Here is a 19,962-nt window from a genome sequence, read left to right on the forward strand (position 1 = left end):
CGATGAGCCTTCAGTTCCTGCAGGAGGTCGTGGTCGCGAGCGCCGACGTGCCGGCCGCGACCCGCTTCCACCGCGAGGCCTTCGACCTCGAGGTGCTCGAGGAGGCCGACGGCTCGGTCCTGCTCGGGGTCCCGGGTGCCCCCGCGGGGCGGCTGCGCCTGGTCCCGGCGAGCTCCGCACCGAGCGAGGACGCCCCCGAGGTGTGGGACCTCGGCGCCCGGCTGCTCGGCATCTACTCCCGCGACCTCGACGCCACGGCGGCGGCGATGGCCCGCGCCGGGGGAGCGCCGCGTCGTCCGGTGACCTACCCCTACGGCGAGGCCAGCCTGTCCGAGCTGGTCGGCCGCGGCCCCGACGGGGTCTGGTGGACCATCCCGCTGGCCGTCACTGGCGCGCACCGCCCCAGCGCGGCGTACGACGCGGACGCCGTGCGACGCCACTCCGAGCTGCACACGGCCGTGCTCGTGGTCGCCGACCACGAGGCGGCCGTCGCCTTCTTCGAGGCGGCCGGGTTCAGCACCCTGTTCGACGGCGCGATGACCGGCGCCCCGTTCGACGACCTCGTCGGCATGCCGGCCGACGCCGCCCTCCGCCTCGCCTTCATGGTCGGCCCCGAGCACCAGCCGGCCCGCCTGGAGATCATGTCCTTCACCGGCGTCCCCACCCGCGACCGCAGCGCCGACCCGGTCGGGATCCGGCGCCTGGTCCTGGTCTCCGACGACCCCGAGGCGACCCGCGCGGCCATGGTCGGTGCCGGCGCCGAGGTCCTCGAGGGTGGCATCCTGCGCGGCCCGGTCGGCGTCGAGATCGAGGTCGTCGCCGAGGGCGCGCGATGAGCACCGTCCCGGTCGTGGTCGTCGTGGGGACCGGCGGCGCCGGCCTCACGACCGCGATCGCCGCGGCCGAGCACGGCGCCCGGGTGCACCTGGTCGAGAAGCAGCCCGGCATCGGCGGGATGCTGCACATCGCGAACGGCGAGTTCTCCGGCGCCGGCAGCCGCCGCCAGCGGGAGCGCGGCATCGACGACAGCCCGCAGCGCCACCTCGAGGAGGTCGAGCGGATCTCCCACGGCCGCATCGACCGCGACCTCGCCGCCCTGTCGGTGCGCCACCAGGGCGAGACCGTCGACTGGCTCGACGACCTCGGCTTCGAGTTCCACCCCGACTGCCCCGGGCTGATCCACGGCCACGAGGTGTACGACGTCCCGCGCACCTACTGGGGCGTCGAGCACGGACGCTCGGTGATCACCGTGCTCGAGCGGCTGCTCGCGGAGCAGGTCGCCGCCGGCCGGGTGCTGCTGCACCTGTCCACCACGATGACCGGCCTGCTGCGCGAGGGCGACCGGGTCGTCGGGGTCGAGGTCGAGCACGAGGGCGCCACGCGCCCGCTGACCGGGGACGCGGTCGTGCTCGCCACCGGCGGCTACGACGCCAACCTCGAGCTGCGCAACCGGTTCCTGCCCGAGGGCTGCCACGACGTGCTCGTCGGCTGCCTCGACCACGCCACCGGCGACGGCCTGCTCGCCGCCGAGGCGCTGGGCGCCGCGGTCTCCTCCGACGGCATCTTCCTGCCGGTGATGGGGCTGATCCCGGACCCGGCCCGGCCCCAGCACGCCGTCGACTACCGCGAGGCGTTCGTCGAGATGGCGCCGGCCTACCGCGCCCCGCACGAGATCTGGGTCAACCGCGACGGGCACCGCTTCGTCGCCGAGGACACCACCAGCCCCGAGCACCGGGAGCGGGCCCTCATCCGCCAGCCTGGCAACACCATGCACGTGGTCTTCGACGCCGGTGTCGTCGAGAACGCGCCGGTCAGCCTGATCCGCAACCCCGCCGACGAGTGGACGCCCGCCCGCTTCGCCGAGGCCTGCCGCACCAGCCCGTGGGTGACCCGCGCGGACTCCCTCGCCGAGCTGGCCGCCCTGCTCGACGTCGACGCGGACGCGCTGGCCGCGAGCGTCGCGTCGTACAACGAGGCGGTGACCAGCGGCTCGGACCCGCTCGGCCGGACCACCCTGCCGCAGCGCCTGGACCGGGCGCCGTACTACGCCATCACGACCGTGGCCTCCTCGATCCTGTCGCGCGACGGGCTGTCGGTCGACACCTCGATGCGGGTCCTCGACACCTCTGGCGAGGTCATCGAGGGGCTGCACGCGGTCGGCGAGCTGCTCGGCAACAACAAGTTCGCCGGCGACAACTACGTCGGTGGCATGAGCATCACCCCCGCGATGACGCTGGGTCGTCTGCTGGGCCGTCAGCTGGCCAGCCGGCTGGCCGGCGCCGGCACCAAGGAGAAGAGCTGACATGGCCGAGCCCCTCATCATCGGCGGCGTCGACGCCGCCTTCATCGGGGTCAACGACCTCGCCGCCCAGCTCGACCTCTACGTCGGGCAGCTCGGCTGGGAGGTCGCCGAGGAGGGCGTGATCCCCGCCGCCGAGGCCGCCGCCCTGTGGGGCGAGGGGGTCGGCGACCTGCCGGTCACGGTGCTGAACGCCGCCGGCGCCCAGCACGGGCGGCTGATCCTGCTGCAGGTCCCGCAGCAGGAGGTCCCCGAGCACCCGCTCCAGGCCGACACCGGCCTGGTCGCGATCAACATGTACACCCGCGACATCGAGGTCAGCCACACCACGCTGGCCGAGGCCGGCCAGCAGTGGCGCACCCCGCCGGCGACCTGGGCGGTGCCGCTGGGGGACAAGCTGGTCTCGGTCACGCAGGGCTTCCTGCTCGCGCCCGAGGGCACCGACATCGTCTTCGTGGAGCCCGCCGAGGCCCGCGGCACGGCCGCCTGGGACGCCGACCCCGACCGGCACTACACCGAGCTCACCTCGGTGGTGTGCCACGTGCCCGACTTCGAGGCGGAGGCCGCCTTCTGGGGGCCCGAGGGCCTCGGCCTGCAGAGCTGGTACGACGTGTCCTTCACCCACCCCGGCCTCGACGAGATGGCCCTGCTCCCGGCGGGCTCGGTCATGCGCCTGAGCTTCCTCGCCGGGCCGGCGACCGCCCGCCTGGAGGTCACCCGCCTCGAGAACCGGACCCTCGGCACCGACCGCCGCGCCCACCAGCGGACCGGTCGGCACCTCGGCCACACCGGATGGCTGTTCAAGGTGCGGAACCTTGAAGAAACACTGTTCCGCGCAGAGCAGTTAGGCGGTACACTCTGTACTAGAAACCAGGCGGGACCGTCGGTCCTCTTCGGCGAGAAGTCGGTGGCGTTCGTGGACACCCCCAACGGACTCCCCGTGACCTTCGTCGAGATCTCCGGCTGACGCGCGTGCCTGGGGCGCGTGCTCGGCAGTCGTCGAGCAGTGCGGCACCACGCACCACCACCACCCATCGAGAGAGAAGAGGCGCGTCATGCGACCGCACGTGGAACTGATCCAGGAAGACGACTACGTCTGGCACGGCGCCGAGCTGCCGGGCGGCGAGGGCCGCGCGAGCGAGCGCCGCCTCTCGGTCGACGAGGAGGACGGCTCGTCCTCGCTGCGCGTCGACTTCCACACCGAGTGGGGCCGCAGCGCCGGCATCCACCACGCGAACACCGAGTACTACGTCCTCGAGGGCGAGATCGACTACGGCGGTCGCAAGATCGGCAAGGGCGGCTACGTCTACGCGCCCAAGGGCGTGCCGGTCGACTACCTCAAGGTCGCCGAGGGCACCAAGCTCCTGCACTACCGCGAGTACGGCGACGCCGGCTTCGACGCGGTGGACTCCCTCGCCGGTGCCAAGGCCTGGGACGACGCCCGCGAGGACGTCATCGTCATCGACTCCGAGGCGATGAAGTGGGACGCCGTCCCCAACCCCGGCCCGATGCCCGGCCTGTACATCAAGTACCTGCACGTGGACCCGGTCACCGGCTTCTACACCCGTCTCGTCCACGCCCAGGAGGGCTGGTCGGACCACCGCCTCGCGCACCACCCGTGCTACGAGGAGGCCTACACCACCCAGGGCCACATGGAGTACAACTTCGGCACCCTGGACCTCGGCACCTACTTCTTCCGCCCGGCGCGGGTGAAGCACGGCCACTTCACGACCATGGAGGGTGGCGCCACCTGGCTGCTGCGCTCGGACGGTGAGCTGAAGAACTGGTACACCCAGAACGAGTGGGTGCGCTGGGGCGGCGACGGCGTCAACTACACGCCCGAGGGCCTGAACGAGGCGCCGCACGAGCCGGCCCGCTGGTCCTCCTCGACCCACGACCTCGCCGAGCCGTGGCGCTCGGACGAGGACATGCGTCAGATGACCGCCGCGTGGCAGTTCCAGATCGACCAGGGCCAGAACAACACCCCGGTCAAGCACCAGGGCCTGGGCGCCGACCCGTCGGTCCTCGCGATCATGAAGGCGATGGACGCGGCCAACCTCCAGGGCGGCCACGGTCACGACCACGACCACGAGCACGGCCACGACCACTCGCACGACGACGAGCACGGTCACGACCACGAGCACAGCCACGACGAGACCCCGGCGCGCGAGACCATCAACCTCGACTGGGGCTGGAGCGGCCGCGACGTCGAGCACCCCGACGAGCGCACCGGCAAGTTCGCGCACAACTGGGGCACGCGCGTCGACTGGAAGGACGGGGACCCCATCCCCGCCCCGATCATCTCCTCGCTGCCGGTCCGCAGCCGCTCGCGCGGCCGCTGGGACGGCGACGGCATGTGATCACCCGGTGCGCCCCACGTCGTACGGCGTGGGGCGCACCACCTCTCAGCGGCCGGGCCCGCCCGGCCGCTGAGCCCCGTCCGATTCCGCCTCCACAGCGAGGCGCCCCCGAGGAGTGAAGAGCGATCAGCACTGAGACCAGCTACGACGTCGTCGTCGTGGGAGCCGGCACCGCCGGGATCCCGTGTGCCATCCACGCCGCCCAGGGCGGCGCCCGGGTGCTGCTCGTCGACAAGGAGTCCAAGGTCGGCGGCACGCTCTTCATCACCGGTGGCCACATGGCGGCCGGCGGCACCAAGCGGCAGGCCGAGAAGGGCATCGTGGACTCGCCCGAGGCCCACCTCGCCGACGTCCGCGAGATCAGCGCCGGCACCGCGCGCGACGACCTGATCACGATCGTCGCCGACCACGCCCCGCAGACCCTCGACTGGCTCCACGAGCGCGACTTCCCCTGGGCGCCGGAGACCCCGCGGATCGTCTACGGCCACGAGCCCTACAGCGTCGCGCGCACGGCGTACGGCAAGGACGAGGGCCTCTCGATCCTCGAGGTGCTGCGCGCCGAGCTCGACCGCACCGTCGCCGAGCACGACCTCACCGTGTGGACCCAGGCGCCGGTCATCGAGCTGCGCCAGGACGCCGAGGGTCGGGTCATCGGCGTCTCGGTCCTGCGCGGCAGCGACGAGGTCGAGATCGACGCCGGGGCCGTGGTCCTGGCGACCGGCGGCTACGGCGCCGACGCCGAGCTGTTCCTCGAGCTCGAGGGCGCGCCGCTGGTCTCGGCGGCCGCGAAGACCTCCACCGGCGACGGCATCCACCTCGGCATGTCGGTCGGCGCCCGCCTCCAGGGGGAGGGCACCTACCTGCCGACCTTCGGCGGCCTGCCCGACCCGCAGGCCCCGAACCGCGCCAACTGGAACGACCGGCAGCGGCTGACCAGCGAGCGCCCGCCGCGCGAGATCTACGTGGACGTCCACGGCAGGCGCTGGGTCGCCGAGGACGAGGAGTCCATCGACCAGAAGGAGCGGGCGCTGGCCACCATCACCGACCAGACCTTCTGGACGGTGTTCGACGACGCGGCGCTGAGCCTGTCCACCGGCACCCTCAACGAGATGGTGGTCGGCAAGGACCCCGACGCGGTCCGCGCGATGGTCAACAACCGCCCCGGCCTGCACTCGGCGCCCACGCTCGCGGAGGTCGCCCGGCTGGCCGGGATCGACCCGGACGGCCTGGAGGCGACGGTCGCGGCGTACAACGACGCGGTGGTGAACGGCGTGGACCCGGAGTTCGGCCGCACCTACCTGCCCGCGCCGATCGCCGAGGGCCCGTTCTACGCGATCCGCAACCACGCGATCACGCTGGTGACCTTCCAGGGCCTCGACATCGACGCGGACTTCGCGGTCCGCGACGAGGCAGGCGAGACGATCCCCGGCCTCTACGCCATCGGCGAGGTCATCGGCGCCGGCGCCACCTGCGGCAACAGCTTCTGCGGCGGCATGCTGGTCACGCCCGCGCTGACCTTCGGGCGGCTGCTCGGCACCCGCCTCGCGGCCGGCTGAGCGGTCCCGACCCGGTGCCCGCGGCCGACGACGCGCCCGTGCTGCAGTCCCTCGACGTCCCCGACAGCAGCTGGCTCGACCTGACCATCCCGGGCTCTCAGCCCGAGGTCAGGTTGTGCCGGCTGCATGCCGACCCCGTCTCGAAGGCAAGCGTCTCGCTGGTCCGGTTCCCGCCCGGATGGCGCCGCCCCGGCTCGGGGCACTACCTGCCGGCCGAGGAGTTCGTGGTGCTCGAGGGCTCGATCGACGTGGTCGGGACCCATCAGCCGGGCGACTACGTCTACCTGCCGCCCCGCACCGTGCGCGCCGACACGCGCTCGGACGGCGGCGCCCTGGTGATCGCCTGGTTCTCCGGCGTGCCCGCGTGGGTCGACGGCGAGCCGGCGGTGCCCGCCGCGCAGGACCCGGTCGCGCTGGACGCCCGCGGCGTCCTGCGCGCCGATGCGCCCGAGGTGCCGGGGGAGTACGCCGTGCTGGCCGACGGGCTGAGCGCCCCGCTGCAGCACGACGCCGACGTCCTCGACCTCGAGGCGCGTCTGTGGGGCTGGCTGCCGGCCGGCACCCCGCCGCCCGTCGGCCGCGCGCCGCTGCACGTGCGCGTCTGGGGCTGAGCACCCTGCTTCTCGGGGTGCGCCCAATTACCTGACATATCGGCCGCCCCTTCCCAAGGCGGCGTCGCGGGTGGAGGATTCCCTTCACCGAATCGGGAAGACGTTTCGCACAGCGGAATGAATCGATGACCCGGCGACGGTGCCGCGGTCGTCGCGCAGCGGAGCGTCCGTCCCCGATCCGGCGGTCCTCCCCCCAGGTGCGCCCTCACGCACCGACCCGCGAAAGGCCGACTGTGACTGCGATCTGCATCGACCACGTCTCCAAGAGGTACGGCCCGCCCGGGGCGCCCCTGATCCTCGGCGACATCGAGCTCGAGATCCCCGAGGGGCAGTTCGTCGCCCTTCTGGGTTCCTCGGGATGCGGCAAGACCACGCTGCTGCGCATCGTCGGCGGCCTCGAGACCGCGACGTCGGGCCGCGTGGAGGTGGCCGGGCGCGACCTCGGCACCACCGCCGCCTCGCGGCGCCGGGCGCTGGGCGACGTCGGCTTCGTCTTCCAGGAGCACAACCTGCTGCCGTGGCGCTCGGCGCTCGCCAACGTGCTGCTCCCGCTGGAGAACCGCAAGGTGCCGCGGTCGGAGCGCCGGGCGATCGCCGAAGCGATGCTGGAGGTCGTCGGCCTCTCCGCCGCCAGCGCCAAGCTGCCGCACCAGCTCAGCGGCGGGATGCGCCAGCGGGTCGCGATCGCCCGGGCGCTGTCCTACGACCCCTCCGTGCTGCTCATGGACGAGCCGTTCGGCGCCCTCGACGCGCAGACGCGGGACAACCTCAACCTCGAGCTCCAGCGGATCTGGCTGGAGAAGCAGAAGACGGTGGTCTTCGTGACCCACTCGATCCAGGAGGCGGTCTTCCTCGCCGACCGCGTGGTGGTGATGCAGGCCGGCCCGGGCCGGATCGTGGCGGACGTGCCGATCGAGCTCGAGCGGCCCCGCGGCATCGACGTGCTGGCCACCCCGGAGTTCGCCCGCTACACCGGCGTGCTGCGCGAGGCGCTGACCCACCAGGCGGCCACCGACGAGCGCGGGAGCGCGGCATGAGCGCGCGGAGTCTCCTCGACCGGTACCTGGTGCTGGTGACCACGCCGCTGCTGGCGCTCGCGCTCATCGGCGGGTGGCAGCTCTACGTCGAGCTGAGCGACGTCTCGCCGTTCATCGTCCCGCCGCCGGGGGACGTGTGGACCGCCCTGCGCAGCCAGGTGAGCGACCCCTACATCTGGAAGGTGCACGTCTGGACGACCTTCGTCGAGACGGTGCTGGGCCTGCTGATCGGTGCCGTCATCGGCGTCGGCGCGGGCTTCGCCATCGGCAAGTCCCGGATCCTCAACCTCGTGCTCAAGCCGTTCCTGGTCCTGCTCCAGGTGACGCCGAAGGTCGCGCTCGCGCCGCTGTTCGTGCTCTGGTTCGGCTTCGGCGAGGAGTCCAAGATCGCCCTCGCCGCGCTCGTCTGCTTCTTCCCGCTGATGGTCAACACGGCGTTCGGCATCCAGTCCCTGCCCCAGGGGCACACCGACATGGCCAGCTCGATCGGCGCCGGGCGCGTCTTCCGGTTCCTGCGCGTCGAGGTCCCGCACACGATGGCCTTCATCCTGGCCGGCCTCGAGCAGGCGATCGTGCTGGCCACGATCGGCGCGATCGTCGGGGAGTACCTCGGCGGCGACAAGGGCTTGGGCCGCTACGCGCTGAACCTGCAGAACAACCTGCAGATCGACCTGCTCTTCGGCGCCATCGTGCTGATGGCCCTCTACGGCCTGGTGCTCTACCTGGCCGTGACCTCCCTCAAGCGGTTCCTCATCCCGTGGCACGAGTCCGTCCGGCTCACCCGGCCCGCCCCCTGATCACCCACTGATCCCCCCTGAGCACAGGAGAATCCATGCACCAGAACGGACTGAGCCGGCGCAGCGTCCTCTCATGGGCGGCCGGCCTCGGGGTCGCGATCCCGACCGCCTCGCTGCTGAGCGCCTGCGGCGGTGACGGCGGTGGCAGCGGCAGCGGCGGGGGTGGGACCCGGCGCACCTACCAGACGGCGCTGGGCTACAACGTCGGCAACTGCCCGGAGATGGTGGCCCGCGAGGCCGGCTTCTTCAAGGACCTCGGCCTCGACGTCGACGTCATCTCCTCGACCGGCACGCCGCAGGCGATGTCCGGGCTGATCGCCGGCTCCACGGCCTACACCCGCTTCCAGTCGATCAGCGCGCTGATCACGATCGCCAACGAGGACGCGCCGTTCGTCGCCATCGGGATGCCGGTGCAGCGCACGGCCTTCGAGCTGCAGTCGATGGCGGAGTCCCCGGTCGCCGGCATCGCCGAACTGGAGGGCCGCGCCGTCGGCGTCGTCTCGGCCGGTGGCACCACCGACCAGCTGATCGACCTGATGGCCGTGCAGGCCGGCATCGACCCCGGCTCCATCGAGCGCAAGGTCACCGGGCTGGGCACCGCCGCCTACCAGTTCGCCAAGAAGGGCGACGTGGCCGCGTGGATCGGCAGCGCGGCCGAGCGTGAGGCGCTCGAGGAGGCCGGCAGCGGCGTCCACGCCTGGAACTTCGACGACGTGATGCCGGTGCCCGCCGACACCTACCTCACCACCCGCGACGAGCTCGACAAGCACCGCGACGTCGTGGTCAAGGTGCTGGCCGGGTTCTACCAGGCCCTGGAGTTCGTCTGCGAGGAGTCCAACGACGCCCAGACCATCGAGTGGATCCGCAAGTACAACCGCGAGATCACCCCCGAGGACGCCCAGGAGCAGCTCGACCTGGTGCGCCCGCTCTACCTGGCCCGCGGCGAGGACCAGCTGATGGCACTGCACCCGCAGGAGTGGGAGCAGATGCAGGAGGCCCTGCTCGGCGCCAAGCTGATCGGCAAGAGCACCGACCTGTCCAAGGTCGTCCACCCCGACCTCCTCGCCGAGGCGAAGGCCCTGCTGTGAGCGCCCCTCGCTTCCGCGCCCTGGCCCTCCAGACGGCCTGCCACGCGATCAACGAGTGCCCCGACACCGCGTCGGCGCGCTCCGCGATGCTGGCCGCCGTCGACCGCATCCACGGCGAGGTGCTCGCCTCCCGGGCCAGTGTCGGGCAGGACCTGCGCCTGGTCGTCCTGCCCGAGTACGTGCTCAGCGGACCGCCGGCGGGGGAGGCACTGCCGGTGTGGGCCGAGCGCGCCGCGCTCGACCCGGACGGCCCGGAGTACCAGCGCCTCGCCGCGATCGCCCAGGACGCCGGGGTGTTCCTCGCGGTCAACAACTACGAGACCGACGAGCACTTCCCGGGCGTGTACTTCCAGGCCTGCGTGATCTTCGGCCCGACCGGGGAGCTGCTGCTGCGCTACCGCCGCCTCAACTCGATGTGGGCGGTCACCCCGCACGACGTGCTGGACCGCTACCTGGAGATCTACGGCGAGGACGCGCTGTTCCCGGTCGCCGACACCGAGATCGGCCGGCTCGCGCCGATCGCCTCGGAGGAGATCCTCTACCCCGAGATCGCCCGCTGCTTCGCGGTGCGGGGCGCCGAGATCTTCGTGCACAGCTCCTCGGAGGTGGCCAGCGGGCTGCAGTCGCCCAAGAACGTCGCGAAGCTGGCGCGCGCCCTCGAGAACAGCGCGTACGTCGTGTCCGCCAACACCGCCGGCCTCTACGGCACGGCGCTGCCCCCGCAGTCCGGCGACGGCAGCAGCAAGATCGTCGACCACCGCGGGCTGGTGCTGGCCGAGGCGGTGCAGGGGCCCTCGATGGCCGCGAACGCCGAGCTCGACCTCGCCTCGCTGCGGGCCTTCCGCCGCCGGGTGGCGATGGAGAACGTCCTGGCGCGCCAGCGCTTCGAGCTCTACGCCCCGACGTACGCCGGGACCATCGTGCACCCGGCGAACACCGTCGAGGGCGTGCCGGACCGGGCGCACTTCCGCAGCACCCAGGAGAGCGTCATCCGCGGCCTCGAGGCCCGCGGCATCATCTGAGCCAGTCGAGGAGACCGCGACATGAGCACCACGATCAACGACATCCTGCGCGAGAAGGTCGCCGGCGTGTGGGCGGGCACCTACACGGTGCTGCGCCCCGACGGCACCCTGGTCGAGCGCTTCGACAGCCGCCAGGAGGGCCGCATGACGGGCACCACCTGGACCGAGCGGGTGACCTACCTGCGTGCCGGCCAGGAGCCCTACGAGCACTACTACCACGCGACCGTCGACGGCGACTCGGTCCACTTCCACAACTCCGACATGTGGGGTGAGACCAGTCGGATCGGTGCGGAGGCGGTGATCTTCTCCTTCGGGTGGAAGGACCGGCCCGACGAGCGGATCATCGAGGTCACCCGGCCCGACGGGGACTACCGCACCCGGGTCTGGCAGCACTTCGAGAACGGCGAGCTGAGCAAGCTCACCATCATCGAGGAGCGCCGGGTGCCGGGCGCCGAGGCGGTCCGCTGGGACCCCGAGCAGAACCCGGTCTGAGCCCGGTGCCCGGGACGATCCTCATCACCGGCGGCGGCACCGGCCTCGGTGCCGCCATCGCCAGGCTCCTCGGTGCGCTCGGGTGGACGGTGCACGTCGCCGGCCGACGGCAGGCGCCGCTCGACGCGGTCGTCGCCGAGGTCCGCGGGGCCGGTGGTCAGGCCCACGCGCACGTCCTCGACGTGCGCGACGCCGAGGCCTGCCTCCGGGTGGTCGCCGACGTGGTCGCCTGCTCCGGGAGGCTCGACGCCCTGGTCAACAACGCCGGGGTGTTCCGGCGCGGCACCGCGTCCGGGGTCGGCGCCGATGACTGGGCGACCACCCTCGAGGTCAACCTCACCGGCGCGCTGCACGCCCTGCAGGCCGCCGTCGCCCAGATGCGGCGCCAGGCGCCGGTCGACGGCTGTCGCGGACAGGTGCTCAACGTCAACTCCGGCGCCGGGCTGCGCGGCTACGAGCCCGGGGCCGCCTACACCGCGTCGAAGTTCGGCCTGCTGGGCCTCTCCGACGCGCTACGACTGGAGGTCGCCCCCGACCTGGTCAAGGTCACCGACGTGGTGGTCGCGGCGGCGGTCGAGAGCGACCTGTCGACCGGCGGATCGGTACGCCGGCTGCCGGCGCTCGTCGTGGCGCAGGCCGTCGCGAGCGTCCTGACGATGCCCGGCGCCGCCGTGCTCAGCCGCGTCGACCTCACCCAGCTGCCCGAGCCGGAGCCGCAGCCCCCGGGACCCCGGTCCTGACCCCGCCGACGGGGCCCGTCCGGGCGCCCGTCCCCGTACAGCAGAGGAGCACGAGAGTGGAGCACGAGATCGTCACCGCGGTGAGCGACGTACGCGCCCGGGTCGCCGACTGGGTGGCGCGCGGCGTCGAGGGGAGGATCGAGGTCCTCGCGCAGTGGGCCGAGGAGCTGCGGGCCCGCCGGCCCGAGCTGCTGGCCGGCCTGGTGGCCGACACCGGCCGGATCGCGCTCTCGGACATGGAGATCGACTCCGTGCTGGCGTCCATCGAGCGCCAGTCGGGTTGGGCCCGGGACCTGCTCGGTGCGCCGGCCGGCCGGCCCAGCAGCGACGGCAGCGTGCTGATCACCGACGCGCCGGTGCAGCTCGGTGTGGTCGGGGTGATCTCGCCGTGGAACTTCCCGCTCCAGCTGGCCCTCATCGACGCGGTCCCGGCGCTGCTGGCGGGCTGTCCGGTGGTCGTGAAGCCGAGCGAGGTGACCCCCGGCTTCGTGCCCGCGCTGCGGGCGAGCATCGCCGCGGTCCCGGCGCTGGCGGAGGTGCTGGTCGTCGTCGAGGGCGGACCGGAGGCCGGTCGTGAGCTGGTCTCGCGCGTGGACGCCGTCTGCTTCACCGGCAGCGTGCGCACCGGCCAGGCCGTGGCGGTCGCGGCCGCCGAGGCGTTCGTGCCGTCGTTCCTCGAGCTGGGCGGCAAGGACGCCGTGATCGTCGCGGCCGACGCCGACCTCGACGTCGCCAGCTCGGCGATCCTGTGGGGCTCCACCGCCAACACCGGGCAGTCGTGCATGTCCCTGGAGCGGGTGTACGCCGAGCGGTCGGTCGCCGAGGAGCTCGTCGAGCTGATCGTGCGCAAGGCGGCCGCCGTGCGCCTCGCCGTACCGGCCCCGGCCGACGGCGAGATGGGCCCGTTCATCGACTCCCGCCAGGCGGCGGTCGTCGCCGAGCACATCCGGGACGCCGTGGAGCGCGGCGCCGTGGTGCGCCACGGCGGTGAGGTCGAGGAGCACGGCGGGCGGCCCTACCTGCGCCCCACCGTGCTGTCCGGCGTCGACCACACGATGACGGTGATGACCGAGGAGACCTTCGGGCCGGTGATCCCGGTGATGGCGGTCGACGACCTCGACCAGGCCGTCGCGCTCGCCAACGACACCCGCTACGGGCTCTCCGGTGCCGTCTTCGGCAGCCGCGAGGTCGCCCAGGCCGTCGCCGCCCGCCTCGAGGCGGGCGGCGTCAGCATCAACGACGTGTGCCTGACCGGACTGGTCCCGGAGGGGGAGAAGCAGGCGTTCAAGCTCTCCGGTCTCGGCCCGAGCCGCATGGGCCCGGCCTCGGTGCGTCGGTTCCTGCGCCAGCGGGTGCTGCTGACCCGCGAGGAGCCGAAGCTGCAGCCGTGGTGGTACCAGGCCTGAGCCTCACGTCACCTCTCGCACCTCACCAGGGCTGGATGCCCTCGTCGTCGCGGAAGGTGCCGGTCGGTCCGCCGTCGGGCAGCGTCGCGAGCTGGAGGAAGATCGCGGCGCCCTGCTCGGGCGTGCGGTGGCCCTGGAAGCCGTTGAGGTCGGTGGCGACGTAGCCGGGGCAGCCGGCGTTGATGAGGATCCCGGTGTCGGCGAGCTCCTTGGCGTACTGGATCGTGACGGCGTTGAGGAAGGACTTGGATGGCGAGTACGCCGCCGAGATCGGGCCGACGGCATCGGCCTGGGCGGTCTGCAGGGTGAGCGAGCCGACCGTGCTGGAGACGTTGACGATGCGCGGTGAGGTCGCGCGACGCAGCATCGGCAGCATCGCGTTGGTCACCCGGATCACGCCGACGACGTTGGTGTCGACGACCGCGAGGACCAGCTCGGGGCTCACCCGGGTCGGCTCCTGCGGCACCCCGCCGGTGACGCCGGCGTTGTTGACGAGCACGTCGAGGCCGCCCTGGGCCTCGAGCTGGGCCGCCGCGGCGGCGACGCTGGCGTCGTCGGTGACGTCGAGCGGTACGCCGAACACGTCGAGGCCCTCGGCGCGGAGCTTGGCCACGGCCTCCTCGCGCCGGCCGGTGTCGCGGGCGCCAAGGCCGACGCGGAACCCGAGGCGGGCGAGGCCGGCGGCGATCTCGTAGCCGATGCCCTTGTTGGCGCCGGTGACGAGCGCGGTCTTCTGGTCGGTCTGGTGGTGCTGGGTGGTCTGGGTGCTGTTCTCGGTGTTGTTCTCGGTCATGCCTCGATCCTGTGCGCCGCGTGCCGGGCGGGTCCAAGACCGATCGGGTCGGGTCCGATACCGCGCGGGTATCGCTGCAGGTGAGCGGGGTAACGTCGAGGTCGTGGAGACCCGCGAGCTGCGTTACTTCCTCGCCGTCGCCGAGGAGTCGCACGTCGGCCGCGCCGCCGAGCGCCTCGGGATGGCCCAGCCGCCGCTGTCGCGCGCGATCGCCGGGCTGGAGCGGCGCCTCGGCGCCGACCTGTTCGTGCGTACGTCGCGGGGGGTGACGCTCACGGGCGCGGGGGAGACGCTGCTGCGCGAGGGGCGGGCCGCGCTCGCCGCGGTCGAGGCGGCCGAGCGCCGTACCCGTCGTACCGCTGCGGCCGGCGCCCGAGCCCCCGTCGTGCTCACCGCCAAGGCGGGTGCGTCGAGCGAGCTGATGGCCAAGTTGCTCGACGCGTACGCCGCCGAGCCGGACGCCGTCGACGTGGACGTCGTGCTGAGCCCGCCCGGGCACCAGGCCGTGATGCTGCGCGACGGCCGCGCCGACGTCGCGCTCCTGCACCTGCCCTTCGACGACACGAGCGGGTTCGACATGGACACCCTGCTCGTCGACGAGCAGGTGCTGATCCTGCCCGCCGCCCATCCGCTCAGCAACCGGACCTCCCTGACCGTTGCCGAGGCCGCCTCGATCCCGGACCTGCCGCTGCCGCGGTGGCCGCACCTCGACGGCACCTACCCCGCCGGCCCGGGCCCCGAGCTCCGCGACCTGACCCAGGTCCTCCAGCTGGTCCGCCTGGGCCGCACCGCGATCATGCTGCCCGAGTCCGCAGCCGCCGGTCTGCACGACGGCCTCGCCGTCCTACCCCTCACCGACGCGCCGCAGGTCACCACCGTCATCGCCTGGCCCCCGCACAGCACCTCCCCGGGCGTCGCCGGTCTGGTGCGTACCGCGGGGAGGTTGTGAGGGGCTTGGTCTCCTAGCCCCCGCCGAGAGGCGGGGTCTGACCTGCGTCGAGGTGACGGTGCAACGCGGGGCACCCCGCCGCCTATGCCAGCACCAACCGGCTCGCCGACGTACCGGAACGGCCGGCAGCTAATGGCCCGGTGGTGCGAAGGCGCGCCGTACCGTCTCGCGGAGTAGATCGCGGCGCTGTTGGTGGACCGCGGCCGGCTCGTCCGCGGTCGCGGCGTAGACGTTGCTCACGGGCGACCACGCCATCGACATCGCGATCACCATTGCCATCACGTCGAACGGGTCGGCCCGGCCAGCGACGTCGCTAATGGCGCCCGACCGCTGTGCCGACGCGATCGCCGTGAGTTTGGGCTCGTCGATGCGGTCGTCGCCCAGGAGGTGCCCCGTCGGTTGTCGTTCGAGCCGGGCCCAGGTCGCGAGCCGGATCAGGTCGGGGCGGTCGAGATACTCGTCGTACAACCGCACCGCCCAATCGGCGAGGTCGTCGGCGGAGATCGGTACGACCTCCATGATGCGCTCCAGCGAGGCCGCGAAGACGGTGTCGAAGAGCCGGTCCTTGCTTCCGAAGTACGAGTAGAGCTGGGCCTTGTTCGTGGCAGCGGCGGCGGCGATCCGGTCGACCCGCGCCCCGGCGATCCCGTGCCGGGCGAACTCGTCGGTCGCCGCCTCGAGGATCCGTTGTCGGGTGGCCTCACCCTTGCTCGTCAGGGAGGTACCCGAGGATCGCGGCGTGCTCACGAGCCAAGAGTACCAACCGGTCTGTTTGGAAATTGGAACTCCGTCTGCCTAGAGTTGCCGGACAAACTAACCAGTTGGTTTTAGGAGTTCCCGATGCGAAGCACCACCGCGTACCAGGCGGCAACCCCTGGCTCGAGCCTCGAGCAGGTGACGATCGAGCGACGCGACCTGCGATCCGACGACGTGGCGGTGCGGGTGACGCACTGCGGGGTCTGCCACAGCGACTTGCACGCGCTCGGGGCCTCGGAGTCGAGCGCCTTCCCGGTCGTGCCCGGTCATGAGTTCGTCGGGGAGGTCACCGCTGTCGGTGCCGCGGTGACGGCGTTCGCCGTCGGCGACCCGGTCGCCGTCGGCAACATCGTGGACTCCTGTGGCTCCTGCCCGATGTGCCGCGCCGGCCAGGAGAACTTCTGCCGGGAGTTCCCCACCCTCACCTACGGCGGACGCGACCGGCTCGACGGCTCGGTGACCCAAGGCGCGTACGCCGCGGAGTACGTCGTGCGCGACCGGTTCGTCTACCACCGCCCGCCCGGCCTGGACCCCGCCGCCGTCGCGCCGCTGATGTGTGCCGGCATCACGGTCTGGGAGCCGCTGCGCCGCTGGCAGGTCGGCCCGGGAACCCGGGTCGGCGTGGTCGGTCTGGGCGGGCTGGGCCACCTCGCGGTCAAGCTCGCGCACGCGCTCGGCGCCCAGGTCACCGTCTTCACCACCTCGCCGAGCAAGTCGGAGGACGCGCGCGAACTGGGCGCTCACCACGTCGTCATCTCAACCGACGAGTCCGCGATGGCCGCGGTCGCCGACTCCCAGGACCTGGTCATCGACACCGTCTCGGCCGCCCACGATCTGACGCCTTACGTTGCAGCCGTCGCCCTCGACGGCACTCTGTGCTCCCTCGGGCACCTCGGCACGGTGACCATCGAAACCACGGCGCTCCTGATCGGTCGCAAGAGCCTGTCGTCCGCCGGCAGCGGAGGCCGACCAGCCACCCAGGACCTCCTCGACTTCTGCGGCCGGCACGGCATCACTGCCGACGTCGAAGTGCTGCCGTCGAGCGCGGTCGCGATCGCGCTGGACCGGCTCGCCCGCAACGACGTCCGCTATCGGTTCGTCCTGGACCTCACGGACCTCAGCTGAGACAGAGTCGTCGCTCCACGACTCCCCTATCGATGCCGCGCGCAGCCCTGGAGCCGCACACGCCGTGACACGCGAACCTGGCTCCGGACCCGGTCGCCGGAGTCGCGTCATATCGGCCCCCTTCTGTTGTCAACCGGTCCGGCGTAGCGTCTTGTCCGCGGGTCCGGGAAGTGGCTGATCCGAAGTGTCGATGAGCAGGGGAAGGTCGACCGCGCTGGATTTTTGAGACGCCCTGCAGTGCCCTCCCGGACCCGTGCCAACGTCCTCGACGGCGGCGCGTTGAGCGTCCTCGAGGAGTTGGCGGTAGATCGCATCTGAGATCCTGCGCTTGAGGCAGCGGATCGCCTCGAGGGGCTTCTTGCCCTCGGCTCGCTTGCGTCGGTAGTAGGCGCGGCCGTCGGTGTCGAGCCGGATCTGGCTGATCGCGGCGATGTGGATCATGTGGTTCATCCGCCGGTTCCCGGCACGTGAGAGACGGTGTCGGTTCTGCTCACCAGAGGAGGCGTCGAGGGGTGCGGTGCCCGTCCAGGACGCGAAGCGGTTGCGGTCGGCGAAGCGGGTCACGTCACCGACGTCGGCCAGGACACGGGCTGCCACGACGGGGCCAACACCATGAAGGTCCATCAGCCGGGAGCCTCGGGCCAAGACGATCGACTTCAGTTCGGCGGTGGCCTTCTTGATCTTGGCCTCGACCGAGACGAGCTCGGCAAGCTCCTCGGAGGCGATGCGTCGGCGGGTCTTCCCGGCGATGTCGCGCGGCCTCACGCTGGCCAGCATCGTTTTGGCCTGACCCGTGGTGAGGTCGCGTTTCGCCTGCCCTGGCAGGAGTTCAGCAAGCAGTGCCTGGAGCCGGTCGACGGTCTGGACCCGGCGCCGGGTGAGTGCTTCACGGCGGTCGGTGAGCATTCGCAGTGCCTCGAGTTCACCGTCGTGCTGCAGCACCCGCAGGGTCGTGGTGCGCACTGCGACGGCCGCGACCGCGTGCGCGTCGTGGGCGTCGGTCTTGCGGTTGTGCCCGGTGTCGAACAGTCGCACTCGGGCGGCGAGTTTCGCGGGCACGTCGACCACGTACTCGCCGTCTTCGAGGAGTCGTTGCGCGAGCGGTCGCCCGGCGCCGTTGCTGCCTTCGACCGCCCAGACCCGGTCCGGCCACTTCCTGGCGTAGGACCGCATCGCGGCGTAGCCGGCTCGGTCCGTGGTGAACCGACCTGATCCGAGCATCTGCTCGCGCTGACCGACGACCTCGATCGTGACCGACAACTTGTGGGGATCCACCCCGATGATGACCTGCTCGACCTTCTGACTCATGTGCTGCTCCCGCCTCTTCGATCCGATGTGGACGGCGAGGTGGGCATTGCTACTACGAGCAGGGCAGTCCCTTCTTGAGCCACGCCTCGTCACGGTGACCGGCGGGCCGCAGACCGATAGCGAGCCACACCAGAACAGCCGGTGGGCAGCCGCATAGAGAGCTGCCCGCCGATCACCTGGACCGAGTCTGGCCGGACGCCGGTCCTACGGGAATCGTCTAGTAGGCGCGGTAGGGACATGCCGGACCGCGTGCACGCGTAGCTCGGGCCGCGGGGAGTAGGGCTACAGCCCGGCGGACGACCACAGATGACGTGTCGGGCTCGGCCGGTCGGTCTAACAGCGTCGGTGGAAGGTGAGCTTCCCGCCCGGGAGAGTCGTGGTCTCGTAGGCCGGGTCGTGGGCGCGGGCGTGGTGGCGGGGGCAGAGGAGCCGGCCGCTGGCCACGCTGGTGCCTCCGCCGCGTGACCACGGGACGTCGTGGTGGGCGTGGCACAGGCCCGGTGGCCAGTCGCATCCTTCGGCGGTGCAGCCCCCGTCGCGCAGCGCGAGGGCGACGCGGTGGGTCTTGGTGTGCAGCCGCCGCTTGCGCCCGACGTCGAGGGGGCGGCCCTGGCCGTCGAGGACGGCCGGCACGATCCCGGCCTCACAGGCCAGGCGGCGCGCCTCGGTGGCCGAGATCGTCTCCCCGGTGTGCAGGTGCGCCGCGCGCAGCCCACCGAGCAGGGACTCCAACGGCATGGTGATGACGATGGTCGCGGCCACGCCCCCGGCGTCGGGCAACCGGTCGGTGGGGTAGCGCTCGAGGAACTCGCAGAACGCCTGACCCATCCGCTCCGGCCCCGGCCTCCGCTCAGCCCCCACAGCACCGGCGCCGTTCACCGCCTGCTGGTGCTTCGGCGCGGCGATCGCGAGGAGCGCGGCACGCAGCATCGCGGCGTGGTGGGTGGGGATGGTGAACCGGCCGTGGGTCTTGCCGTGGCCGTCGTCGGACATCGTGAGCCGGGCCGCGGCACGCGCCGCGGCCTCCTCGCGCTCCAACCGGGCGGCCTCGGCGGCGTCGGCCTGCTCGGGAGCGGCCACCTCGACCAGCCGCTTGGCCAGACGACGCAGGGTGATCGCGTCGTGCTCGCTCGCCTGCTCGAGGAGGAACTCCTCCGCCTTGGCCCGGATCTCCTCGTCGACCAGGTCGGCGGGCAGGTCGTCGACGGCGTCGATGATCACCTGGGCCTGGTCCAGGTGGATCTGCCCAGCCGCCAACGCGCCCCGGACACCGTCGTGGTGGCCGCTGTCGAGCGCCCGGGCAACCCGCATCAGCCGGTGGGCCTCCGGGCGGGTCAAGCGGGACTCATGGGCCCACCAGTTCGCAGTGCTGGTCGCACCGACCGCGTCACCGACCTCGACCGAATGCGCGTGGGCCGCGACCCGCAACCGCAGCTCCTGCAGCCGCGCGATCTCGGCCCCCAGGTCCAGCAGGGTCGCCCCGGCCTCCGCCTCGCTCAGCGACCACACCGGCGCCTCCGCGACCGCGTCCAGGGCCTCGTGCACGCAGGCCACCGCTGCGGCCACCGGGTGGCCGGATCGGGGCGGGCGAGGTGCTTCCATGGACCTACTCAACCATCGACC

At 72.2% G+C, this 19,962-nt stretch carries 19 protein-coding genes; 15 read left to right on the plus strand and 4 right to left on the minus strand.

The features are described from left to right. Positions 1–2 precede the first annotated feature (2 nt). The 13 genes from HOQ23_RS12575 to HOQ23_RS12635 all read left to right on the plus strand — a co-directional run bounded on the left by HOQ23_RS12575 (position 3) and on the right by HOQ23_RS12635 (position 13,408). On the plus strand, positions 3–836 hold the full coding sequence (locus tag HOQ23_RS12575; protein WP_172214956.1) for a VOC family protein: 834 nt from the start codon (positions 3–5) through the stop codon (positions 834–836). Then, complete coding sequence (locus HOQ23_RS12580; protein WP_172214957.1) at positions 833–2,302, plus strand: FAD-dependent oxidoreductase; 1,470 nt, start codon at positions 833–835, stop codon at positions 2,300–2,302. The genes HOQ23_RS12575 and HOQ23_RS12580 overlap by 4 nt, the downstream gene beginning before the upstream one ends. A gap of 1 nt (position 2,303) precedes the next feature. Then, positions 2,304–3,266 (plus strand): VOC family protein, encoded by a 963-nt coding sequence (locus HOQ23_RS12585; RefSeq protein WP_172214958.1) that lies wholly within the window; start codon positions 2,304–2,306, stop codon positions 3,264–3,266. A gap of 88 nt (positions 3,267–3,354) precedes the next feature. Beyond that, on the plus strand, positions 3,355–4,659 hold the full coding sequence (locus HOQ23_RS12590) for a DUF4437 domain-containing protein (RefSeq protein WP_172214959.1): 1,305 nt from the start codon (positions 3,355–3,357) through the stop codon (positions 4,657–4,659). A 125-nt stretch (positions 4,660–4,784) separates the two neighbouring features. Then, positions 4,785–6,215, plus strand: a complete 1,431-nt coding sequence (locus tag HOQ23_RS12595) for an FAD-dependent oxidoreductase (protein ID WP_172215127.1) — start codon at positions 4,785–4,787, stop codon at positions 6,213–6,215. Between the two features lie 38 nt (positions 6,216–6,253). Then, entirely contained in the window at positions 6,254–6,826 is a 573-nt protein-coding gene (locus HOQ23_RS12600) for a cupin domain-containing protein (RefSeq protein WP_172214960.1), read from the plus strand. A 233-nt stretch (positions 6,827–7,059) separates the two neighbouring features. Continuing rightward, positions 7,060–7,863 (plus strand): ABC transporter ATP-binding protein, encoded by an 804-nt coding sequence (locus HOQ23_RS12605; protein ID WP_367650485.1) that lies wholly within the window; start codon positions 7,060–7,062, stop codon positions 7,861–7,863. Next, entirely contained in the window at positions 7,860–8,660 is an 801-nt protein-coding gene (locus HOQ23_RS12610; RefSeq protein ID WP_172214962.1) for an ABC transporter permease, read from the plus strand. The genes HOQ23_RS12605 and HOQ23_RS12610 overlap by 4 nt, the downstream gene beginning before the upstream one ends. A 35-nt stretch (positions 8,661–8,695) precedes the next feature. Further along, the gene (locus HOQ23_RS12615) at positions 8,696–9,748 is read left to right on the plus strand and encodes an ABC transporter substrate-binding protein (RefSeq protein ID WP_172214963.1); all 1,053 of its coding nucleotides are present in this window, start codon (positions 8,696–8,698) and stop codon (positions 9,746–9,748) included. Further along, complete coding sequence (locus HOQ23_RS12620) at positions 9,745–10,770, plus strand: nitrilase-related carbon-nitrogen hydrolase (RefSeq protein WP_216654185.1); 1,026 nt, start codon at positions 9,745–9,747, stop codon at positions 10,768–10,770. Before HOQ23_RS12615 ends, HOQ23_RS12620 begins: the two co-directional genes overlap by 4 nt. 21 nt (positions 10,771–10,791) lie before the next feature. Then, positions 10,792–11,262, plus strand: a complete 471-nt coding sequence (locus HOQ23_RS12625; protein ID WP_172214964.1) for a DUF3598 family protein — start codon at positions 10,792–10,794, stop codon at positions 11,260–11,262. A 5-nt stretch (positions 11,263–11,267) separates the two neighbouring features. Next, positions 11,268–12,002, plus strand: a complete 735-nt coding sequence (locus HOQ23_RS12630) for an SDR family NAD(P)-dependent oxidoreductase (RefSeq protein WP_172214965.1) — start codon at positions 11,268–11,270, stop codon at positions 12,000–12,002. A 56-nt stretch (positions 12,003–12,058) separates the two neighbouring features. Beyond that, the gene (locus HOQ23_RS12635) at positions 12,059–13,408 is read left to right on the plus strand and encodes an aldehyde dehydrogenase family protein (RefSeq protein ID WP_172214966.1); all 1,350 of its coding nucleotides are present in this window, start codon (positions 12,059–12,061) and stop codon (positions 13,406–13,408) included. A gap of 22 nt (positions 13,409–13,430) precedes the next feature. On the opposite strand, the gene HOQ23_RS12640 is transcribed toward HOQ23_RS12635, so the two are convergent. Next, positions 13,431–14,201, minus strand: coding sequence for an SDR family oxidoreductase (locus tag HOQ23_RS12640; protein ID WP_172214967.1), 771 nt, complete (start codon positions 14,199–14,201; stop codon positions 13,431–13,433). Between the two features lie 103 nt (positions 14,202–14,304). On the opposite strand from HOQ23_RS12640, the gene HOQ23_RS12645 reads away from it, so the two are divergent. Continuing rightward, positions 14,305–15,150, plus strand: coding sequence for a LysR family transcriptional regulator (locus HOQ23_RS12645; protein WP_172214968.1), 846 nt, complete (start codon positions 14,305–14,307; stop codon positions 15,148–15,150). Positions 15,151–15,279: 129 nt separating this feature from the next. On the opposite strand, the gene HOQ23_RS12650 is transcribed toward HOQ23_RS12645, so the two are convergent. Beyond that, the gene (locus HOQ23_RS12650; RefSeq protein WP_367650486.1) at positions 15,280–15,897 is read right to left on the minus strand and encodes a TetR family transcriptional regulator; all 618 of its coding nucleotides are present in this window, start codon (positions 15,895–15,897) and stop codon (positions 15,280–15,282) included. Between the two features lie 93 nt (positions 15,898–15,990). Here HOQ23_RS12650 and HOQ23_RS12655 point away from each other — a divergent pair, with 93 nt between their 5' ends. Beyond that, a complete protein-coding gene (locus HOQ23_RS12655) occupies positions 15,991–17,031 on the plus strand; it encodes an NAD(P)-dependent alcohol dehydrogenase (RefSeq protein ID WP_172214969.1) in 1,041 nt (346 codons plus the stop codon). A gap of 129 nt (positions 17,032–17,160) precedes the next feature. Here HOQ23_RS12655 and HOQ23_RS12660 read toward each other — a convergent pair whose 3' ends face one another. Next, positions 17,161–18,339, minus strand: a complete 1,179-nt coding sequence (locus HOQ23_RS12660) for an IS110 family transposase (RefSeq protein ID WP_172214970.1) — start codon at positions 18,337–18,339, stop codon at positions 17,161–17,163. A 333-nt stretch (positions 18,340–18,672) separates the two neighbouring features. Further along, positions 18,673–19,941, minus strand: coding sequence for an HNH endonuclease signature motif containing protein (locus HOQ23_RS12665; RefSeq protein ID WP_172214971.1), 1,269 nt, complete (start codon positions 19,939–19,941; stop codon positions 18,673–18,675). Positions 19,942–19,962: the final 21 nt, after the last annotated feature.

It is taken from the genome of Nocardioides sp. zg-DK7169, assembly GCF_013155365.1.
Taxonomy (GTDB): domain Bacteria; phylum Actinomycetota; class Actinomycetes; order Propionibacteriales; family Nocardioidaceae; genus Nocardioides.

Bases quoted from the DNA above. Each gene is read 5' to 3' on its own strand.
- HOQ23_RS12575 (WP_172214956.1), top strand. From the start codon at position 3: ATGAGCCTTCAGTTCCTGCAGGAGGTCGTGGTCGCGAGCGCCGACGTG.
- HOQ23_RS12580 (WP_172214957.1), top strand. From the start codon at position 833: ATGAGCACCGTCCCGGTCGTGGTCGTCGTGGGGACCGGCGGCGCCGGC.
- HOQ23_RS12585 (WP_172214958.1), top strand. From the start codon at position 2,304: ATGGCCGAGCCCCTCATCATCGGCGGCGTCGACGCCGCCTTCATCGGG.
- HOQ23_RS12590 (WP_172214959.1), top strand. From the start codon at position 3,355: ATGCGACCGCACGTGGAACTGATCCAGGAAGACGACTACGTCTGGCAC.
- HOQ23_RS12610 (WP_172214962.1), top strand. From the start codon at position 7,860: ATGAGCGCGCGGAGTCTCCTCGACCGGTACCTGGTGCTGGTGACCACG.
- HOQ23_RS12615 (WP_172214963.1), top strand. From the start codon at position 8,696: ATGCACCAGAACGGACTGAGCCGGCGCAGCGTCCTCTCATGGGCGGCC.
- HOQ23_RS12625 (WP_172214964.1), top strand. From the start codon at position 10,792: ATGAGCACCACGATCAACGACATCCTGCGCGAGAAGGTCGCCGGCGTG.
- HOQ23_RS12640 (WP_172214967.1), bottom strand. From the start codon at position 14,201: ATGACCGAGAACAACACCGAGAACAGCACCCAGACCACCCAGCACCAC.
- HOQ23_RS12655 (WP_172214969.1), top strand. From the start codon at position 15,991: ATGCGAAGCACCACCGCGTACCAGGCGGCAACCCCTGGCTCGAGCCTC.
- HOQ23_RS12660 (WP_172214970.1), bottom strand. From the start codon at position 18,339: ATGAGTCAGAAGGTCGAGCAGGTCATCATCGGGGTGGATCCCCACAAG.
- HOQ23_RS12665 (WP_172214971.1), bottom strand. From the start codon at position 19,941: ATGGAAGCACCTCGCCCGCCCCGATCCGGCCACCCGGTGGCCGCAGCG.